Consider the following 21,476-nt stretch of genomic DNA (forward strand, 5'->3'; position numbering starts at 1 on the left):
TTCTAAAAACAAAATTTAGACAGACTCTAAATGGTGTAAATTTTTGGTGGTTTTGGTTGCGAAAAACATTTTGGGAAGAAGTTGTCTGAAAAAGTCCTTGATGCTGTCGGGACAGGGTGACGTAAAGCTACTTTTCAGACAACTTCTTTTACCTATTACCTTCTCACTACTCTGATATTATCAATTGCAAAATTCATAGCGGCTGCAGGCTGATCGGAATCATTGATCGTGAAGATATTGATACCTCCATGACCAGAGTCTCCCAACAAGGCTTTTAAACTTCCCGCTGATTCGCCTGTTCCATCTTTTCCTCCATCGGGTTTATTACGGAATTGTGAAAAAGGAATAGTTACCGTGACCCAATTGCCGTTTGTGGTGAAGGGAGCGGCCTGATTATCCCCGAGTTTCCAGGGTTCATAGCGCGCCACGTAGGCCCAATTAAAATCTTTTAAAATGAATAGAGACGTTCCGTTCCATTGTCCGGGTATATTGATCTCAAATTTAAAAGCATAATCGTCAATAGGATCGTCCAACTCATCCTCCGGAACCCACTGGACTCCATTGGTATTAATACTCCTTCCTTCTTCCCACCAACTGGAATTATCCGCGCTTAGACCATTATTGCTTAAAATTGCATAGTTGCCCCTGTTGCCCGGAAAGGTGGCGCTGTTATTGCTTATACTCGCTCCCCAGTCGAATGTATTTACATCATCGAAGTTACAAAGCATACCTGTGGTATCATTGACATTGAAAGAAGTAGTATAGGCTCCTGAACCTGTTTTTACCGTTACCGGCCCACTTTGATTGAGTGCCGGGGCCTTAAACCCAATTGATGTACCATCATCCGATAATTCGTATTCCGAAATCGTCGCACCGGCAAAAGTCACCTCTTCAACGTAAAAGAAATTGCTTCCATAAGTGAACACCGGGTCTCCCTCATTCGGGAGTTCGTTTGATACTCGTGTGATCATGGGTGGGTCAATGGCAAAGTCAATCGAATACGTATAAGATCCTCCCGCGCTTACAACGGTTACTTTATTCAGTTCTTCCAAGGGCACCGACTGGAACGGAACAGAAGGTATCTGAACCACTATATTTCCATCAGTTAAAAGAGTTTGGTTGATGCTTGCCTGGATACCACCAAAAGTCACTTGGCCAACCAGGCTTAGGTTTTTTCCATGTATTACCACCCACTGACCGGCAACCATTTCAGTGATTAATGTGTCGTTGGGAGCCGCTTCATAATTTCTAATACTCGTAATGAGCGGTGCCGGCGCGGTATCTTCCTTCTCACAGGCAAGCATCAGGATAAAAATTGCCGCCAGACAGGGAAGTAGAAAGTGATTAAATTTATATTTAGTTTTTTCCATGATATGTTCTTGATTATGTTAGAATGAATAAGGTACCGCAGGTTCCAACAGCTTAGGATTGGCTGTTACCTCGGATGAGGGCAGCGGGAACGTAAATGTATTCAACGTAGCCGGGGTTATTTCCCCGTACGGGTCCCGGGGGGTTGCCGCCCCGTCTTCATAGTCAAAAGGCACACGTTGCTCGTTATTAAGAATACCGATGGCCTTTTGGGGATCGTAATAGGAAAGCCTTACGAGGTCGTTCCAGAAGTGGCCTTCGGCTGCCAGTTCAATTCTCCTTTCATTCAGTAACATGTCTGCATCAATCGAGCCAACGGGATCGAGTCCTGCCCTTGCACGTACTTCGTTGAAGTAAAACAGTGCATCGGCATCTGATGTGGTGGCGTTATTCCCGAGGATAGCTTCGGCATACACTAAATAAACATCGGCAAGTCTTAGTAATGCATTGTGCTCCGTAGAAGAGGTCATGGTCATGGTCGGCGCGTTATTGTCCACATTGGTGCCGATAATATGTTTCTTTAAACCGGTATGGCTATCAAATGTAAAACCGCCTCCCGCAGCATTTAACTCCGGGTAATAATCGTCTCTCAGCATAAAAGTGGCCTTGCGTCTTATGGAATCCTGTTCGGTGTACAAAGCATACATGTCAATAGTAGGCTCAATATTAAACCAGCCCGCCTGTCCATTGGCCGATATTTCAATACCTCCGGGAGAATATACCTGTAGCATGTTGCCCTCCAGCCAGCCGAGGCCCGGCGCCCATTGCAAGGCAAATAATGATTCCTGGTTGTCATTGTACTCAGTTTTGAAGAGGTTTGCATAATTGTCCAGTAGCATCAGCCCGCTGTTTTTACAGACATTGCCGGCATAAGATCTGGCCTTGTCCAGTAATGCCTGGTCGCGCTGCCCGGAGCCTTCCGAATTCAGCCCTGCCCATGTCAAATAGACTTTAGCTAACATACCCTGTGCAGACCAGGTGGTTAGCCTCCCTTTCGTATCAGAATCGGGGAGGTGACTCTCCGCAAAAGTGAGGTCATTCACCGCAAACTGGTATACGTCGTTAACTTCATTTCTGTAAACCAGGGGAGCGCTGATAAGGCTGGTGTTGTCCTCTATAATGGGGACCGGCCCCCATAACAAAGCCAGGTTATAATAAGCAAACCCGCGTATAAACCTCGCTTCGGCAATGGCAGCGTTCTTGTCCTCTTCAGGAATGGAAGACGGCGCTTTTTCCTGTATGGCATTAATGGTGGTATTGCAATGGGCAATAACCTTGTACATGGATTTCCAGTTGGATATCATAATCTCATTCAACCCGGTTACGGAAAATGTATTCAGCTGAACCGCATCACCCCAGTAACCTACGGCCATATTGCCACTAAGCACATCGCCAACAGGCAAATAACAATTATAATTCCAGTCAGCCCAGGGAGCACCTCCGTATAAAGCCGCAGTTGCCAGTCTCAGGTCTTCGGGGGTCTGGTAAAAGTTTTCGGTACTGATCTCCGATAATGGAGCGCGCTCAAGAAAATCCTCACCACAGGACACCAAAAGCCCTGTAGCCGCGATGAGGGAATACATTATGATATATTTGAATTTCATGGTTTTCAGTATTTTATTTGTTAAGAGTAATGCTTGCACCAACCGAAAATACGCGCGACTGGGGATAGAAACCATTGTCCACACCGGCGTTAAGTGGGTCCCAGGAACCGATTTCGGGGTCCATTCCTTTGTATTTGGTAATGATAAACGCATTGGTAACATTCGCATAAACCCGAAGGGAATTGATATGTATTTTTTGCGTGAGCTCCTTCGGCAAGGTATACCCTAAGGAAATGTTTTTGCACCGGATAAAAGATCCGTCTTCGATAAATTTGTCCGAAGTCCTGTTATTATCGTTGGTATTATCATTTCTGATACCCACGATCCTTGTATCGGGATTGGTAACATAAACATTGTTAACGTCACTGTCGGATCCGTCCGGGTCTATCAGTGCAAGTTTAGCGTAGTTGTTTAATGCTTTGAGGTAACCGAAACTGGTACCGGGATATTCTCCGTTGATACGCAACTGGTTGAAAATCTTGTTTCCGTAATTGGCATTGAAAAATATATTCAGGTCAAAATTCTTATAGGAAAATGTATTATTAAGTCCTACCTGATATTTGGGGATCGGCGAACCCAGATACGTTTGGTCCCGTTCATCAATGATCCCGTCACCGTTAAAATCCTTAAACATCAGGTCTCCATACCAGATACTTCCTCCTGCCGGGCCAATGTTAAGTTTCTCCCCGTTTCTGACAGGTATGGCATGCGTCTCAAAATCTTCCGCATTCGAAAAAACCCCTTCTACCACATATCCGTAAAATTCACCTATCGATCTTCCTACGGTGGTTTTGCTGTACTGTCCGTCTAATGAAGCGCCTTCGGTATTGAGTTTTTTGATCTTATTGATATTATGAGATACGGTGAGATCTGTTGTCCATGAAAAATCTTCTCCAGTAAAGTTTTTAGAACTTATCCTGAAGTCAAACCCTTTGTTATTGATCTGTCCAACGTTCACATAAGGGGAAGCTATGGAACCGGGAGAATAGCCGGTAGCTGTTCCCGAGTATAATGGCAACGGAATTTGCATCAAAAGGCCATCGGTGTCCCTGTTGTAAAAATCTACCGAGAAGTTGAGACGCCAGTTAAAGAATGTTCCGTCAAGACCGATATTGGTGTATTTTGTCTTTTCCCATTCTACATAGGGGTTTGCCATGTTGCTGGTAATCTGGGATATTCCGGAAAGACCTGTAGTCACGGTTGCCAGTGTAGAGGTATAAGCATAATCCCTGATGTTCTGATTGTTCGTCAGTCCATAACCGACCCGTAGTTTTAATTCATTGATTTTCTCTACATCCTTTAGGAATGCCTCCTTATTGATTTTCCAGGCAAGAGCCCACGAATAGGTAGTCACCCACCGGTTTCCCGAAGCAAACTTTGAAGAGCCGTCTACCCGGACGTTACTGGTCAATAAGTATTTGTCATCCATTCCGAAATTTATCCGCCCGAAATACGATTCCAATGCACTGTGGGTCTTAATCCCTGAATTTGTAGCCGTATTAGGGTCACCACCGCTGATCACCTGTACGTTATTGGAAGGGAAGTTGGTACGGCCGGCAGCTACGTTCTCCGATTTGTTCAACTGTGCTTCGTGTCCCACCATGACGTTCATATTGTACCTGTCGACGAACAACCGGGAATAGGTGAGGTAACTTCGTACCGTTGAATTGTAGCTTTGTGCAAAATTGTAGGAACCTTCATTGATCGTTCTTTCCACAAGCCCCATTTTATAACTTGGAAAAAACCTGTCCTGGGTAGCCATGGAAAAACTTCCCGTGATCTCATTTCTCAGTACCAGGTCTTTTGTAAATGTGATCTCACTGTAGGCGTTGCCAAATATTTGATTCCGCTTTGCACGATCCTTATTGATAAGTGCTATGGCATACGGATTTACCGTACTGTTGACCCAACCGTTCGGATTAAAAGCACCACCCCAGCTACCGTCAGCATTTCTCACAGGAATATCCGGCGTTTGGCTGAGCGCCGTTCCGATCACATTTGAACTGGTGGAGTTAACGTTTTCTTTGATGTTTGCCAATTGAAGGCTTGTTCCTATTTTTAACCAATCGGTTGTTTGGTTGTCGAGGTTAAGCCGTACCGACATCCTTTTGAAATCGGACCCCAAAGCAATTCCTTCCTGTTTGAAATAGGAACCGGAAAGCAGGTATTGTGTTCTTTTGTCGCCTCCTTTGACCGTAATGGTGTGATTGCTGACAGGCGCATTTCTGAATAGTTCATCCTGCCAGTCCGTTCCCTTGCCCAAATATTCAGGATTGACAAACTCGGGTCTTTCATCGAAGCCCCAACCCAATCCTGTATTTCTTTCATTAATGAAAGCAGCGTATTCCTGCAAATTCATGAGAGGTAGCCTACCGGGCAGCTGTTGAAAGCCCGTATAAAATTCATAATTAATACTGGGCGGAGCATCTTTTCCTCTCTTTGTAGTAATCACGATAACTCCGTTAGTAGCCTGCGAACCATAAATGGCCGTAGCAGACGCATCTTTTAACACATCGATAGATTCGATCTCAGACGGGTTTATTCCGGCCAGGGGATTGGTGCCGGAACCCAGGGTGGCTGTTCCGCTTATAATGACACCGTCTATGACGTATAGGGGACCGGATGACCCGAAAGAAGATAACCCCCTGACCTGGACAGATACCGCTCCACCCGGCTGCCCCGAAACCTGTTGTACCACAAGTCCGGGAACCTTTCCCTGCAGGGCCTGGTCCATAGTAACAGGGCTGGTTTTCCGAAGATCCTCGCCGGTTATTGACGAAATAGAGCCTGTAATGTCTTTTCGTTTTGTGGTTCCATATCCGATGACTACCACTTCATCCAGGGCGGTCATGTCGGAGTACAGGCTAACATTGATCACCGATCTTTGTCCGACGACAACCTCTTTTGAGGTAAAGCCTATGGAACTGAATACCAGGATAGCTTCGGGGGAGGGGACTTCTATGGAATAATTGCCGTTAAAGTCTGCAACCGTCCCCTGGTTAGTTCCTTTAATAACAACATTAACCCCCGGCAGAAGTTCATTATCCTCGCCTGAGGTTACTACTCCGGATACCGGGATGGCCTGTCCCAGAACAGGTATCATCCACAAATTCATTAGCAACGGGACAAGAGAGCGCCTTAGCCTCTTACCCGGCCATTTAATACGTGTACACGTCTTCATAAAATAGTGGTTTTGGTTTTTTAATAGTTGACCTTATTTAGCGGTCGTTCAAAGTTGTGAAAGTATTGTTTCTGTTGCCGGGACAGGGTTCGCTATGTTTTTAATAAGGGAGAGTAATGTGTTATCTTTCCGTATTTTCGAAAAAATACAGCCAATTTTATACTGTATTGTTAAAAAACCCGGATGTTTTTTTAGAAATCGTTCTGTTTTATGCTGCGTAGGTATTCCGAAGGTGAGATACCGAATTCATTCCTGAAGTTAATGGTAAACCTTTTTGGTGAATTGAAGCCTACACTATAAGCCACTTCCGCTATTTGCATCTGGCTTTTTTCCAGAAGCTGCCTGCCCCGTTTCAGGCGAATGGTACGGATAAACTCCGCCGGTCCTTTTCCGGTGATGTTCATCAGTTTTTTATATAAGTGGCTTCTGCTCAGTCCGACCTCGTTACCCAATTCCTCCACGGAAAATTCCGGGTCGGCGATATGTTCTTCTACCACTTTAATGGCTTTTTCGATCAGTTGCTGATCCAGGGAGGTGATGGTAATTTCGCCGGGAGAGACATCGATCTTCTGGCTAAATGAAATATGGCACTTTTCCGTCCACTCCAGGAATTTTCGGATACGCAATTTCAGCAGGTTAAAATTGAAAGGTTTGGTCAGGTAGTCATCGGCTCCGACTTCCAGCCCCTTTATTTCATATTCTTCGGCTGTACGGGCGGTCAGCAGGATAACGGGAATATGAGACCATTGTATGTTTGTCTTTATGTGGTTGCAGAGCTCAATACCGTCTATAACAGGCATCATCACATCGCTTACCACTACATTAACGTCGTGTTTTTCCAGTTGTGTCATTGCTTCCCGGCCGTTATTGGCAAGCAGTACGGTATACTCGTCAGACAGGCTGTCTGCCATGAACTCGCATAAATCCTTATTGTCGTCAACGAACAGCAATACCGGGCATTCGGGCAGGTTTTGCATGTCCACCTGTTCCGCAATGTCATCCACAGATACTTCTTCGGGGCTCAGTTCTTCCGTCTCCCCGGTTTCGGTTACCGGCAATGTAAATGTAAACGTACTGCCTTGCGGTATGTTGTCTTTTACGGTAATGGTGCCGCCGTGCATACGGATATATTCGCTTACGATATGGAGGCCGATACCGCTGCCTGTCTTTTCCTGTAGTTGTGGCCCCTGGTAAAATCGTTCAAAGATGTGCTTTTTATGCGTATCACCTATACCTGGTCCGGAATCTGTTACATCTATGCATGCGTTGCTTTCTTCCCTGTAAATACGGACATCGATCGCGCCCCCTTCCTTTGTGAATTTGAAAGCGTTGGAAAGCAGGTTCAGCATTATTTTCTGCACTTTATCCGGATCGAACTGCATGGAAAGGTTTTCTACCTCTCCGGAAAATGAAAAACTTATATGGCGATCAACGGCATAAACATGGAAGGGTGTGCATACTTCTTCCATAAAGGCCACAAAATCACCTTGCCGTAAGTGCAAAGATTCGGCATCTGTGTCGAGCTTACGGAAATCAAGTAAAGAATTGATCAGCGACAGCAATTGTTCTGCGTTTTTGTTTACTGTGTCCAGCTTTTTGCGTAAACCCGCTTCCAATTCTTGGCCTAATATGGTCTGTAGGGGAGTGGTGATAAGTGTAAGCGGGGTGCGAAGATCGTGACTGATGTTTGTAAAGAACCTGAGTTTCATTTCGTTAAGGCTGGCTTCCTGCTTGCGTCTCAATTGTATTCTTTGCTGTTCGAATTTGTTGCGGTGATGTTTCCTGGTCCGGTAAACAATAAACAAGATAAAACCGATAGCCAATACGGCATATAGAGCGATTGCCCATCCCGACAGGTAAAAGGGTGGGGTAACCGTGATATTCAGTACCGAAGCCTCGTCATTCCATACACCATCACTGTTACTGGCTTTGACAAGGAGCCTGTAACTGCCGGGGGCCAGGGAGGAAAATACAATTTTATTGTCTTGTGTGAAAAGCCACTGGTAATCAAACCCGTCCAGTTTATAGGCATATTTTACCTTGTCGGCATGCAACAGGTCGCCGGTGGTGAATTGTATGGAGATCAGCTTATCGTTATGCCGGAAAATCAGTGAGTCTGTCTGTTCCATCGGATGTTTCAACAGCTTATTTCCTTTATAGAGCGAATCTACTTTAATACTGCTGTTCCCCACGCTCAGCCCTGTAAAGATCACTTTGGCAGGAGGCTGGTTTTTTTCAGCCATTTTATTAGGGTTCACAACAGTTAGTCCTTCAACTCCGCCCAGAAGAATATCCCCGTTGCGGAGTTTATAAGTGGCATTATTATTAAAATGATTGTCCTTGAACCCGTCTTTGGAAGAGAAATTTCTGTAACTGATCTTCATAACATCCCGGCTATCGCGTTCCACGGAAAGAACGGACAGACCATTACTTGTGGTCACCCATATATTCCGATGGTCATCTTCAATGATACCCTGGATGAGGTTATCGGTAAGGCCGGTGCCTTTATCCATGAAGTAGAGCGTATCTTTCTTCAAATCCCATAATGTCAGTCCTTCCAGATGCCCCAGCCAGATGTTGTCTTTCGAATCTTTATACACATTAGATATCAGCATTTTAGTGAAATGCTGCGTCCCCCGGTTATTCCCTGTATGGACGACATGGCTGCCGGTGGTGATATCGACTACATAGAGCCCATAGACCGTACTGATATATAGTTTGTCCCCGTTGTCGTAATACATGTCCATCGGGTGTTTCATCTCTTCGCACACCGTGGCGAGAGCATTCATGTTTTCTTCTTCATTGCGCAGGCATTGTATTCCGCCACCCAGGGTGCCTATCCATAAATTCCCGTAGCGATCTTCTTCCAAACTCCAGATGTTGTCGGCTGCCAGACTGCTGTTGTCTTTGGTGAAGTGACTGAATTTTTCGTTCTCATAGCAAAAAAGGCCATCCATATAGGTCCCGACCCATATCCGTCCCTTACGGTCTTCCAGCAAAGACACGATGACACCACTTTGCAACGGAAGTTTCCTGATCTCATTTTCTTTCGTCCTCTCTTTCAGAAATAATCCTTTTCCGTCTGTGCCCAGCCAGATATTACCTTGCCGGTCTTCTAATATGACACTGACATTCCTGCAATCCGGGTGCTCTTCATTTACGATATTGCGAAAGCTATGGTGATAATACGAAATGCCTTTCTTGTTGTGGCCCATCCATATTATTCCGCTATCATCTTTATACAGGCATGCGATATTATTGGATGCGATCGAAGAATTTATTGCCGGGTTCTCCGACAGATTGGTAAGCGCTCCGGTAGCCCGGTCATATACAAACAATCCATCGTGGTCGGTACCTATCCAGATGCGGCCGTTCTCATCGTCAAGCATATTTAATATTCTATTGCGCCGGGCCCCGCTAACGGAGCTCAACAGCAATTTCTCCCAATCCGAGTCCGGGCTTTTCCGGTAGTAGATCAGGTCGGTTTTGCCGGAGAACAGCCATAACCCGCCACGGCTATCGGCGTATACTTTGTTGTATAATTTCGGTTTTATGAGATGCTTTAATTCGAGTACCGTCTGGCTGCCGGTACGTTTGTCCATCTGCCACAAAAATCCGGGCTTCAGCATGCTATACAAAGTGTCCTCGTCATCGCTTAACTCTGCAGTTACCACTTCATCCACCCGCGTTTTGATGTTAAAGACCTTCAGGGCCTTTTTACGGGTATCGTACAGGTATGCTTTTTGTCCGCTCAACACCCACAGATCCTTTTCCCTGTCTACGTAAACCTTATAATTGCGGTCTACGGTAATACCCAGATCATTCAAAAACCCGGGGACATCCGTAATGAAATTGTCCTTGTCCCGGTTATACACCGTATAAGTGACGCTACTGATCCAGATATTACCCAGGCCATCTTCCTGCAGTCCCCAGATGTTATTTGCAGGCATTGTACCGGGCTCCCCGGGCTTTGCGGTATAGGTTTTAAATCCGTAGCCATCATAGCGGTTTAATCCTGACGCCGTTCCTACCCATAAGAACCCGTAGCTGTCTTTTAGAATGGCGCTGACATGACTATTGGAAAGCCCATTTCCGGTGGTGAGGTGATGGAATATGTAAGGAGATTGCCCTGTTGCCTGCATGGTAACCACCAGGCTCAAAATAAGTGTGCCAAATATGCTGATAAATCCTCTCATCACCTCGCTCCGAATAAACATGAGCCGTCTAAGATATAAAAAATGTGATTACAATTTTATGGTCTGCTGCTTCCCATCATAGTTCACCTGTTTACCCTGAGCAGTGTATTGAAATGGCCGGGGGTTTTCCTTGCTTACCGGGACAACGATAAATTTCCGGTCCCTGAGCATCCCGTCAAACGCTCCCTTTCGCTCGCCGATGGTCAGGGTCCCCTCTGTATCATTGTAGTTAAAAGAGATCGTTGCATAGTCTTCCTTTTCGTAATTGTAGTTTACCCCTTCATCTTCATACAGTGTAAAATTGCCGTTTTGACCGCGGTAAACATACAAAACAATGGTTTCTGCCGGTTTCTCATCACTATACTGTATGTCAGGACCGACCGGAATAATAGCGCCTTCCCGGATGTACAACGGGATACGGTCATAGGGGGCATCCACTTTCAACTGCTGTCCTCCCGATATGGATTGCCCTGTGTAGAAATCATACCAGTTTGTTCCTTCGGGAAAATAAACTTCACGGCTCCGTGCCTGGTATTCGTAAACAGGGCATACCATAAATGCAGGGCCAAACATAAACTGGTGACCTATATTTTCCACCTTCCTGTCATGCCCGAAATCCATCACTAATGGGCGCATCATGGTGTAATCGTCGAAATAGGTCATTCCGGCCAGGGTATAAATATAGGGCATCAACCGGTAGCGCAAATCGGTATAATACAAAATAGAATGGTATGCCGGATGCCCCTCGGGAGCGATATGCCATGGTTCGCGATACGGAAACTGTCCGTGTGCCCGGTACAACGGTGCGAAAGCGCCAAACTGATACCATCGGGCATTCAATTCACGCCATTCCTTCAGGTCGGCATTTTCTTTTCCGCTTCTGTCATATTCCAGTTGCGCATCAACGTACCGGCTTTCCACACAAAAACCCCCGATGTCCATTGTCCAATAGGGAATGCCACTCATGGCAAAATTAAGACCGGCAGAGATCTGGGCTTTCATATCTTCCCAGCGGGTTGCGATATCACCGCTCCATGTGGCGGTAGAATAACGTTGCAAACCGGCAAACCCTGAACGGGTCAATAAAAAAACACGTTTATCGGGAGCCACGCTGCGTTGTCCGTCATAAATAGCCTCGGCGTTCATCAATGCGTACGTATTAAAATACTCCGTAGAAGAACCTAAGGCTGTAGGGCCGGAAAGGGCTTTCCGGTATTCCATATCCGTACAGTCGAGTATATTCGGTTCGCTGGCATCCATCCACCATGCATCTATCCCCAATGGGTAGTAATGTTCGTACATCTGGTTCCAGAACAGCTTCCTGGCGCCGGGAGAATATGCGTCATAGAATGAGCCTACGTACCCGGGACCCACCCAGTCCCGGATGCTGTCTTTCACGGCTTGCCGGTACATCCAGCCTTTGCTGTCAAACTCTTTGTAGTGCTCTGTTGTTTCATAGAACTTGGGCCACACAGAAATCATCATTTTTCCGTGCATGGCATGGATGGAATCTACCATGGCTTTCGGGTCCGGGAAACGGCTTTCATCAAACTCATGGCTTCCCCAGGCATCTTCGCGCCAGTGGTTCCAATCAAGGACAATATTGTCGATCGGAATTTTCCGGTCCCGGAATTCTTTGAGTGTGCCGAGCATCTCATCCTGGGTTTTGTATCTTTCCCGGCTTTGCCAGAAGCCCATTGCCCATTTCGGCATGATCTGGGATTTTCCGGTCAGTGTCCGGTATCCCCTGATTATTTCATCCATAGAGTCACCATAAACAAAATAATAATCCATTTTTTTGTTCATTTCGCTCCACCACACCTGATTATTTAATTCTTCTTCCTCCTGTGGAGTTTGTACCCTCAGGCCAAAGTACGATTTTCCCCCGTCAGGTTTCCATTCGATGCGCAACGGGACCTTCTTACCGGCTTCCAGCTCAAAAGTAAATTTATAGCTGTTAGGGTTCCAGGCGGTCCGCCAGCGTTCGGGCACCACCAATTCGTCATTCAGGTAAACCTTGACATAACCGGCATAATACAGGATAAACCGGTATGTCCCGTCATAAGGTGCTTCAATGGCACCTTCATAGGTTACATCAGCTTCTTTTAAAGGGAAATTTTCGGGTAAATTCCTTATGCCTTTTATGTCTTCAAAGTAAAGGGAATCTTCTTTGCGTTCCAGTCGTGGCCTTTCCAGAGCCGGGGATACATAGGTGCCTGTTAACCCGCCTGGCTGGCCTTCTTTATCATATAATGTGAATGTGTTGTTCAGTTGCCTGTACTCCCGGCTGTCGCCAAAACGGCTTAAGGAATAGCTATCCCACAAGAGGCCATAGTTTTTGTTGGAAATAACAAAAGGTACGGAAACCTTGGTATTGTACTGGAACAGCTCTTCGCTCTTTCCTTTATAGTTGAACTCGTCGGCCTGATGCTGTCCCAGGCCATAAAAGGCCTCGTCAGCAGGAGAATCAAATAGCTGCCTGACCGAGTAACCTTTTGTTTCATCTACTTCAATGGGGATAAATGACCTGCCCCCACCTTGCTTTTCGGCCAGTATTACATTGCCGGTTTTATCTTTGAACCGTATTCCGCCATCCGATTTGGATACTGTTGCTTTTAGCTTTGCTGTGCTCAACGTGATAGAATCACCGGTATCATCTATGGTGAAAGGAACTGTCCGGAGCCCCGGAACAATGATCAGGCTGGAATCCCGGGGAAATTCCTTTTCGGGGGTAGCGGAAACATGGATCAGTTCGTCTCCCAATACTTGCAAACGAACCTTTCGGGCTCCTGTATCCTGTTGTTGTTTTACATCGATAACGACTCCATCGTCAGTTTTTTGATAATAAGGCTTAGCACATGCGGCAAAGATCAGCAGTACCAATAAATTCAATAGTTTTTTTTGGTTTTTCATTTGATATCGGAAAGGGTTTCAACAAAATATTCAGCTTCCAAATTTCTTATAAAAAAATACATTCATGGGGTTCTCATGTTTCTAAATCGGTGTCATTATGAATTCAATATCATCCTATACCGATAGATTAGGTGTTTGTATGAATAAAAGCTCGGGGAGTTTTTGGACATTATCCATAAAATGATTTTGAAAAGTCTTTGAATAAAATCACGACTGAAAACGGTAATTCTACTGATTATTTTGAACAGGTAAAAGAATTATTTGGAGAGGTTGCAGGTGTATCAATGAATTTCATGAACTCGTTTTGAGTTGTTCTATTACCTGCAAAATGATGATTTTTCGCTTATTGAGTTATACATTTAATTTCTCTACAATACTCTGTGCAACCCTGTCTATGCCGACAGGCAGGCCTGTGCCTGCTTTGTGAGTCTCTGTGATAAAATAAGACCCGTGACAGGGAAAACCACAAAGGCTCAAAGTTTTTCACAAAGCCCACAAAGTCAGGTTCGCATCAATCTAAAAAGTTTAAATATACTCTTTAAAGATTCTTCCTTTTCCAAGTCGTTCAGGAATACCAAAAGTGGAATTAATGGTTCGATTGTAGACCCTGTAGGCCAACTATAAAAATTGAAAATCCTTTTCCCTGTCGGAGCAGGATTTAGTAATCTTGAGCCGGGAGTTTTTGCGGGTGGCCGAATTTAAGCGTGCTTTTCTCATTATTAAAAGTTCTGGACAGGAAAAAAAGGAACAGTTCCTCGTCTTTAAATGCCTCCCGTATTTTTTGAAATGCTATTCGCATTTGCGATTCCACCGTTTTGACTGAGATACCCAGTATTTCCGATATTTCCCGATATTTCAGCCCTTCCAGTTTGTTCATTTCCAATACTCTGCGGCATCGGTAGGGCAGTGTTTCTATTGTCTCTTTTAACCTTTGGATACGCCTTTCGGTAAGTTCCTTGTTTTCCCTTTCGTTTTCTTCAATGGCTTTCGCCTTAAGCTGGTCGAAAACAGAATACTGCATTTTTTCTTTCCTGTAATAATCTACATAGAGATTATATGCGGTAGTGTATAAATAACTTTTTGGAGAATCGTTTTCGTTTATCTTTTTCCGGTTTATCCAGAAATTGACAAAAGCCTGTTGTGTTATGTCTTCGGCAATGTCTTTATCTACCACATAAGACATGGTGTAGGCAAAAAGCTTGCTGTAGTATTCCGTAAAAAAGGTATAAAAGGCTTTTTCATCATCTTCTTTAATAGATTTAACTATGCTTTTATCCATTCTGAGTGAGTTTAGTTTTAGAAAAAATCCCTTGAACAGATAAATATTGGAAAAAAAATTAAATTATTGTTAAGGGTTTTGTTGAAATTGACGTAATAGGTTAAAAATGATGTTAACTTGGAAGTTTTAATAGTTAAATTTTTATCGGATTCCCTGACGCCGGAAGAACTGGAAGAACTCCGGGATTGGTTAGCCATTCCGGACAATCAAAAGGTGTTTGAGGGCTATGTGAAATCAAACCAGGACCTGTTACAGCTACTTCATAATGGCGATGTGGACGAAGCCTATCCAAAAATATGGAATAAAATCAATGAAAAAGAAAAACCGGTTAGAAAATTAAAAACCAGGATTTTTACTTATTCCATGGCAGCCGCTGTTTTAATATTGCTTTTAGGATCTGTCTTTTTTATCCGCGTATATATTTCTTCCAAAGTCAATCCCGATGATCTGGTAGATACCAATACATCGGTAGTCCTGAAATTGGGTGACGGAAAGATCCGGGTTTTGAACCTGGCGGATACGCTGGTAGATGTTACGAGCAATGGAAGGGTTAAAAGTCACTACAAGTCCAACCAGCTCAATTACTACAATATTTCGTCAAAAGCAAAAAATAGCGGGGATCCCGAGTACAATACCATCGAAGTGCCTAACGGCAACCGGTTTAAGCTGGTACTGGCCGATAGTACTATAGTGCATCTGAATGCCGGGACAACTCTGAAATACCCGGTGTATTTCCGCAATACGGGAAACAGGGAAGTATATCTGCAGGGAGAGGCATTTTTTGAGGTTTCGAAGGATAAAAAACATCCCTTTGTGATTAATTCGGATGATCTGCAAATTGAAGTGTTGGGAACGAAGTTCAATATTTCCAGCTATCGGGACAAAAACCTTTCGGAAGTAGTGCTGATAGAAGGTTCCGTAAAGATGCAGCCCAATACGCCGGATAAAAGGCACAGAACCGGGGTGGTATTAAAACCCGGCTTCAGGGGAGAACTGAACAGCAATTCCGAGACGATAGATGTGGAAGAAGTGGATACGTACCTGTATACCGCATGGATGAATGGTAAACTTATATTCCGGAACAAGACCTTTAATGAGATCCTCGAAACCCTGGAAAGACATTATAACGTAAAAATTGTCAATGAAAACCAGGAACTGGGAAAATCAAAATTCAATACCAGTTTCGGAAGCGATGTCAAGCTGGAGCGTATTCTTTTTTACTTTGAAAAGATGTACGGCATTAGCTATACTATTAAAGAAGATACCATTATTATAAAATAAAAAAAGCGCCTATGTAATATTTCGAAACGAAAAAGACGCGCATCGGAGATAAAAAAATCGGAAAATGTTGGCCCATTTCCCGATTATATACGATGCGATTAATCCTTAGTTATTAACCACTCATAAACAGTACAAAAGTATGAAAAAACTTCTTAAGCGTAAAAGTAATTTTCAGCTATTCAAATTTGACCTTAAGATGAAGCTAAGTGCACTCTTCCTATTTACGGCACTTTTTGCAATGCATGCAAATAATTCCTATTCGCAGCGTAATAAGGTCTCTTTGGACATCAGTCAAAAATCTGTCCGGCAGGTTCTGGAGCAGATAGAGCGCAAAACAGATTACCAGTTTGTGTACAAACTGGAAGATGTAAACCTGGACCGGAAGGTAACACTAAAAGTCTCCAACGAATTAATAACCCGGGTACTCGATGTGATTTTTAATAGTTCGGAGACGGAATACGCCATCCTGGACAAGCAGGTCTTTCTTTTAAAGAGAAAAAATCAAAGCCTGGTTACCCCGCCTTCTGCAAAACCAGGCGTGCAGGGACCGGTACAGCTTCAGGTTACCGGGGTTGTTGCAGATGATCAGGATATACCCTTACCAGCCGTAAATATTGTCGAAAAGGGGACCGATAACGGAACGTCTACCGATTTTGACGGAAATTATGCCATTACCGTAAAGGAAGGCGCGGTACTCATATTTTCGGCAATGGGGTTTAAGCCCCGGGAAATAACGGTTGGAAACGAAACTGCAATAGACGTAAAACTATTGCCCAACACGGAGCAACTGGGAGAAGTTGTGGTAACGGCATTGGGTATTAAAAAGGAAAAGCGCTCCCTGACGTACGCCGTTACCGAAGTGGGCGGCGATAAATTTACACAGGCCCAGGAAACAAACCTGGCAAATGCGCTTTCCGGGAGGATAGCTGGTGTAAATGTCTCCAGTCTTGCTACCGGGGCCGGAGGGTCCAGCAGGGTTGTCATCCGCGGTAATACCTCGCTGTCCGGAGATAATCAACCACTGTACGTTATTAATGGGATGCCAATGGACAATACTACCATGGGAGGCAGTGCCTCTACAAGCGGAGGAGGTTTTAATATAGACCATGGCGATGGTACGGGAGGCATTAATCCGGACGACATCGAATCCATAAGTGTATTGAAAGGAGCAACGGCCGCTGCCCTTTACGGTTCACGGGCATCCAATGGGGCCATAATTATCACCACCAAAAAAGGCGCTTTACAAACCGGTATAGGCATAGAAGTGAACTCCAGTTTTACCTTCGATTCTCCTATGGATTTTACCGACTGGCAATACGTATACGGCCAGGGCAACGGCGGGCAAAAACCCGGTAATCAATCCGAGGCCGTTACCTGGGGCAGGAGAAACTGGGGAGCCCTCATCGATGGCTCTGACTATATCGCCTTTGACGGACAGCTACATCCTTATACAGCCAAGAAGAACAACGTCAAAAACTTTTACAATACCGGTACTACTTTTACCAACACGGTGGCGATCAGTGGAGGAGGAGAAAAGACCAGTTACAGGTTTTCGGCATCGGATACCGATAATAAAGGTTTGGTGCCCAATAACAGTTTTAACCGGCGGATTTTCAGCCTGAACTTCAATTCTGAAATAGGGGAAAAACTGACCCTGGAAGGAATGGTCCAGTTCAATAAGTCCAAAGCGTATAACAAATCGAGTGCAGGAGATGCAACCGGAAATCCCAACTGGCTAAATATGCTGGCCAATACCGTAGATGCCAGGTGGCTGGACCCCGGTTATGACGAAAATGGTACCGAAATAGAATGGAACGAAACACCTTATGCCTCGAACCCCTATTTCGTGGCGAACAAGTTTAGAAATAACGAAGTAAGGGACCGTTTTATAGGGCAGTTTTCATTGAACTACCAGGTCACCGAAGAGCTGTCTGTTAAAGGATCGGTAAGCAAGGATTACAGCAATTTTAATTTTACCGCGATACTTCCCACCGGAACCCTGTATACCAATAACGCTGCGGGTGAATATCACGGTTTTGATCTTATCGTCAGTGAAACCAACAGCATGTTGAACATTAACTACAATAAGGACATATCGGAGGATATAAACCTCGGGGTCATGGTAGGCGGTAACATCCGGAAGTACAAGAATGAACAGACGTCTTTTGACGGTACCCAGTTTATTATCCCGTTTTTTTACAGCTTTACCAACCTGGCCACGAGTACTACCATCCCTACAAATAAACACCTGACCACAAATTCCGTTTTTGCTTCTTTAGATCTGAGTTATAAGGATTTCCTGTACTTTAACGCCACAGCCCGGGAAGACTGGTTCTCTACCTTAACAGCTGCGGACGGCAGTAACAGCAATAACAATATTTTTTATCCGTCCGTAGGTGCCGGGCTTATATTTTCGCAGGTACTGAAATTGCCGGAATGGGTAAATTACGGTAAACTACGGGGCTCCTGGGCACAGGTAGGCGGAGGTTTGCCGGACCCTTATACCCTTAGCGAAAGCTATACCATGGTGCCCAGTAGCGGAGAACCGTTGCAACAGGTTACCCAGGTTTCCGGGCAGCGGCTGCTGGCCAATTCTAATTTACGGCCGTATACATCCACTACCTATGAATTCGGTCTGGAATCCAAAATGTTCGGTAATCGTTTTGGTTTTGATATAGCTTACTATAACAAAACGACAACCGACGATATTGTAAATGCACAATTACCCGTTACCACAGGATATGAATATACCTATTTCAACGTAGGTAAAGTGGTCAATAAAGGTATTGAAGTTACTCTCGACGGAACCCCGGTGAGAAATGATAATTTCACCTGGAATGTCGGTTATAATTTTGCCTATAACAATAGCGAAGTAGTACAACTGGCCGAAGGGTTGAATACGATTTCCGTAGCAAGCTCCGTAGGGGCCTGGGCGGAAATCCACCATGAAGTCGGGCAGCCTTTCGGTATTATCAAGGGATATTCCATGTTAAGGGACGACAACGGGAACATCGTTTTTGATTCCTCCTCCGGTTTCCCCGTAAAAAGCGAACTGAAAAAAATCGGGAATTCCGTAGCTCCGCTTTCCATGGGGCTTAATAATCATTTTAAATACAAGAACTTTTCTTTGGATGTGCTGGTTGACGGAAGATTTGGTAACGATGTATTCTCCGTGTTAAACGTGTATGCCACACGCTTTGGCCTGTCCAAAAGAACCCTGGAAGGACGTGAAGAAGGCCTGACATTAACCGGTGTTGATGAAAGTGGAAACCCCTATACCAATAATATTCCTTCTTCCGAAATCCGGTCCTATTATGAGAATATGAAAAACTATTCGGATCAGTTCGTATACGATGGGAGTTTTGTAAAACTGAGACAGGTCGTATTGAGTTACAATATCCCGGTAGATAAACTCAAGTTGTTCAAACTGCAATCCGCATCCGTATCGTTCATAGCCAGGAACCTGGCCCTGCTCTACAGTAAAACGGACAATTTTGATCCCGAATCTGCATTTACCAATGGCAATGCCCAGGGATTCGAATCTTTTGCACTTCCGAGAACAAGGAGTTACGGTCTGAACCTAATGCTAAAATTTTAATGGAAATCATCATGAAGAAACTAAACATAAAATACCTCATTGCTTTGTGGATATGTGCACCTTTGATCATGGTGTCATGCGATAAAGGTTTTGAAGAAGAGAACACCAATCCGGATGCCTCTACCGAGGTGGAGCCCGAATATATGTTTACCAAATCGCTTTACGATGCACTGAACAATAGTACCGGAACAGTATATGAGTTTTCTGCGGGAGGGTTTGTACAACATTTTGCCACCTATCTCGAAGTTCCGGGATTGGGAGATAAATATGTTTATACATCCGGGACATATCCTTATGCCTATTTTTCCGGGGCTTATGTAGACGGGATCAATGAGATCGGAAAAGTCGTAAATGTTCTGGAAGACGATGAAGATAAAGTGAATATGCATGCCATCGCTTCCATATGGAAAGTGTACATCTTTCACCGGGTAACCGATCTGTACGGGATGATCCCGTACACGGAGGCCGCTACCGCATACGGTGAAGGAAACTACAGTCCGGCTTACGATACCCAGGAAGATATCTATAAAGGTATGCTTTCCGCATTACAAACGTCTATTGATGCTTTCGACAGTGGCAAAGAAACCTTTGGTAGTGGCGATCTTATCTACGGAGGAGATATCGGGAAATGGAGAAAATTCGCATATTCCCTCATGCTTCGCCTGGCTATGCGAATGACCAAGGTCGATGCTTCTTCCGCACAAACATGGGCACAGACAGCTATTGCCGGAGGAGTTATAGAGAATGTTGCGGATGAGGCGATCATGCCTTATGCAGGCGGACAGGAAATCAATTCGAACCCTGTTTCCTTTCAGTTGCGCAATAACAATTACAGTCAATCCAACGGCGGGTCAAGCAATACGGAAGGAGGAAAATTTTCGGCGACATTTATAAACCATCTCAAAGAGAATAACGATCCTCGTTTAACCGCTATAGCCGCAGTTTGGGTAAATGGTGTACAGGATACCACTACCGCGATCCAGCAGGGGATGCCGAACGGACTGGTAAACAAACCTGGGGATTTCGGATCGTTATCCGAACCTAACCTGGGGACTTTCCTTTCCCTTACCGCATCATTAACAGTAATGGGAAGTGCGGAAATGAACCTGCTCCTGGCCGAAAGCGCCGTAAGGGGATGGACTTCCGGAGATCCGTCTGCCTATTATGAGAAAGCAATTGGCAACGCTATGAATAATATGGGAAGCCTTTATGGAAATGCCGCGGCTATCCCAAGTGACAAGATACAGGATTATATTGACAGTCATCCTCTTCCATCTTCTTTTGAAGAGCAGATGGAAGCTATTCATACCCAGTTCTGGGTGTCCGTTTTCCCGGATGAAATAGAAGTATATTCCAATTGGAGAAGAACGGGATACCCCGAACTGACCCCGGTAGATGTCACCGGAAACCTGACCAACGGGACTATACCGAGGAGATTAACTTATCCGCCAAGTGAAATAAGCGTGAATACGGAAAGCTACCAGGAAGCGATTAAGATCCAGGGAGCGGACACGTTTGTAACACGGGTTTGGTGGGATGTCGAACAATAAAAACAGAGATTATTATGGAAACACAAAGAAGAGGCGCTTTGCGCAAAATTGCTACCTCGGTTTTCGGTTTGATCGGAGTAGCTGCTTTCGGAAGAACTTTGAATTCGGGAAGCCCCGGAAACGCATCAGCTTCACCGATTACCAGGTTTAAAAGAGAAGAAGATGAGGATCAGGAGGTACCCCTGTTCTCCAGCTCGGTAGTGCATAACGGGCTGGTGTATATTGCCGGGAAGGGAGCTCATTTCGAAGGAGATATCAAAGACCATACGGAGCACGTCCTGGAAGAACTGAAAAAAGAGCTGGAAAAGGCAGGTTCCTCTATGGAGCATGTATTGAAAGTGAATGTATACCTGGCCGATCTGCACGATTACAAAGCCATGAACGAGGTGTACCACGGCAAGTTCGGAAAGAAACCTCCGGTACGTACTACCGTAGCGGTATATGGAGGTGTTCCCGGGGATTCGCTGGTGGAAATAGACTGTATAGCTGCATTAAAATCATAAGCT

General features: G+C 44.8%; 10 protein-coding genes. 4 read left to right on the top strand and 6 right to left on the bottom strand.

Annotated features, from left to right (window positions below; genetic code table 11):
* Positions 1-155: 155 nt before the first annotated feature.
* From ACVBDU_RS22580 to ACVBDU_RS22605, 6 genes are all read right to left on the bottom strand, one after another.
* On the bottom strand, positions 156-1,370 hold the full coding sequence (locus ACVBDU_RS22580; RefSeq protein ID WP_447181934.1) for a glycan-binding surface protein: 1,215 nt from the start codon (positions 1,368-1,370) through the stop codon (positions 156-158).
* Between the two features lie 18 nt (positions 1,371-1,388).
* The gene (locus ACVBDU_RS22585) at positions 1,389-2,972 is read right to left on the bottom strand and encodes a RagB/SusD family nutrient uptake outer membrane protein (protein WP_447181935.1); all 1,584 of its coding nucleotides are present in this window, start codon (positions 2,970-2,972) and stop codon (positions 1,389-1,391) included.
* A 13-nt stretch (positions 2,973-2,985) separates the two neighbouring features.
* Positions 2,986-6,153 (bottom strand): SusC/RagA family TonB-linked outer membrane protein, encoded by a 3,168-nt coding sequence (locus ACVBDU_RS22590; protein WP_447181936.1) that lies wholly within the window; start codon positions 6,151-6,153, stop codon positions 2,986-2,988.
* A gap of 191 nt (positions 6,154-6,344) precedes the next feature.
* Positions 6,345-10,349, bottom strand: a complete 4,005-nt coding sequence (locus ACVBDU_RS22595; RefSeq protein WP_447181937.1) for a hybrid sensor histidine kinase/response regulator transcription factor — start codon at positions 10,347-10,349, stop codon at positions 6,345-6,347.
* A gap of 48 nt (positions 10,350-10,397) precedes the next feature.
* On the bottom strand, positions 10,398-13,262 hold the full coding sequence (locus ACVBDU_RS22600) for a TIM-barrel domain-containing protein (RefSeq protein ID WP_447181938.1): 2,865 nt from the start codon (positions 13,260-13,262) through the stop codon (positions 10,398-10,400).
* Positions 13,263-13,920: 658 nt separating this feature from the next.
* Positions 13,921-14,541 carry an RNA polymerase sigma factor gene (locus tag ACVBDU_RS22605; RefSeq protein ID WP_447181939.1) on the bottom strand — a complete coding sequence of 207 codons (621 nt, stop codon included), beginning with the start codon at positions 14,539-14,541 and terminating at the stop codon, positions 13,921-13,923.
* 117 nt (positions 14,542-14,658) lie between these two features.
* On the opposite strand from ACVBDU_RS22605, the gene ACVBDU_RS22610 reads away from it, so the two are divergent.
* The 4 genes from ACVBDU_RS22610 (at position 14,659) to ACVBDU_RS22625 (ending at position 21,473) form a co-directional block, all read left to right on the top strand.
* A complete protein-coding gene (locus ACVBDU_RS22610; RefSeq protein WP_447181940.1) occupies positions 14,659-15,822 on the top strand; it encodes a FecR family protein in 1,164 nt (387 codons plus the stop codon).
* Positions 15,823-15,961: 139 nt separating this feature from the next.
* A complete protein-coding gene (locus ACVBDU_RS22615; protein WP_447181941.1) occupies positions 15,962-19,420 on the top strand; it encodes a SusC/RagA family TonB-linked outer membrane protein in 3,459 nt (1,152 codons plus the stop codon).
* 11 nt (positions 19,421-19,431) lie between these two features.
* Positions 19,432-20,970 carry a SusD/RagB family nutrient-binding outer membrane lipoprotein gene (locus ACVBDU_RS22620; RefSeq protein ID WP_447181942.1) on the top strand — a complete coding sequence of 513 codons (1,539 nt, stop codon included), beginning with the start codon at positions 19,432-19,434 and terminating at the stop codon, positions 20,968-20,970.
* A gap of 14 nt (positions 20,971-20,984) precedes the next feature.
* A complete protein-coding gene (locus ACVBDU_RS22625) occupies positions 20,985-21,473 on the top strand; it encodes a RidA family protein (protein ID WP_447181943.1) in 489 nt (162 codons plus the stop codon).
* Positions 21,474-21,476 lie beyond the last annotated feature (3 nt).

It is taken from the genome of Sinomicrobium endophyticum, assembly GCF_052983315.1.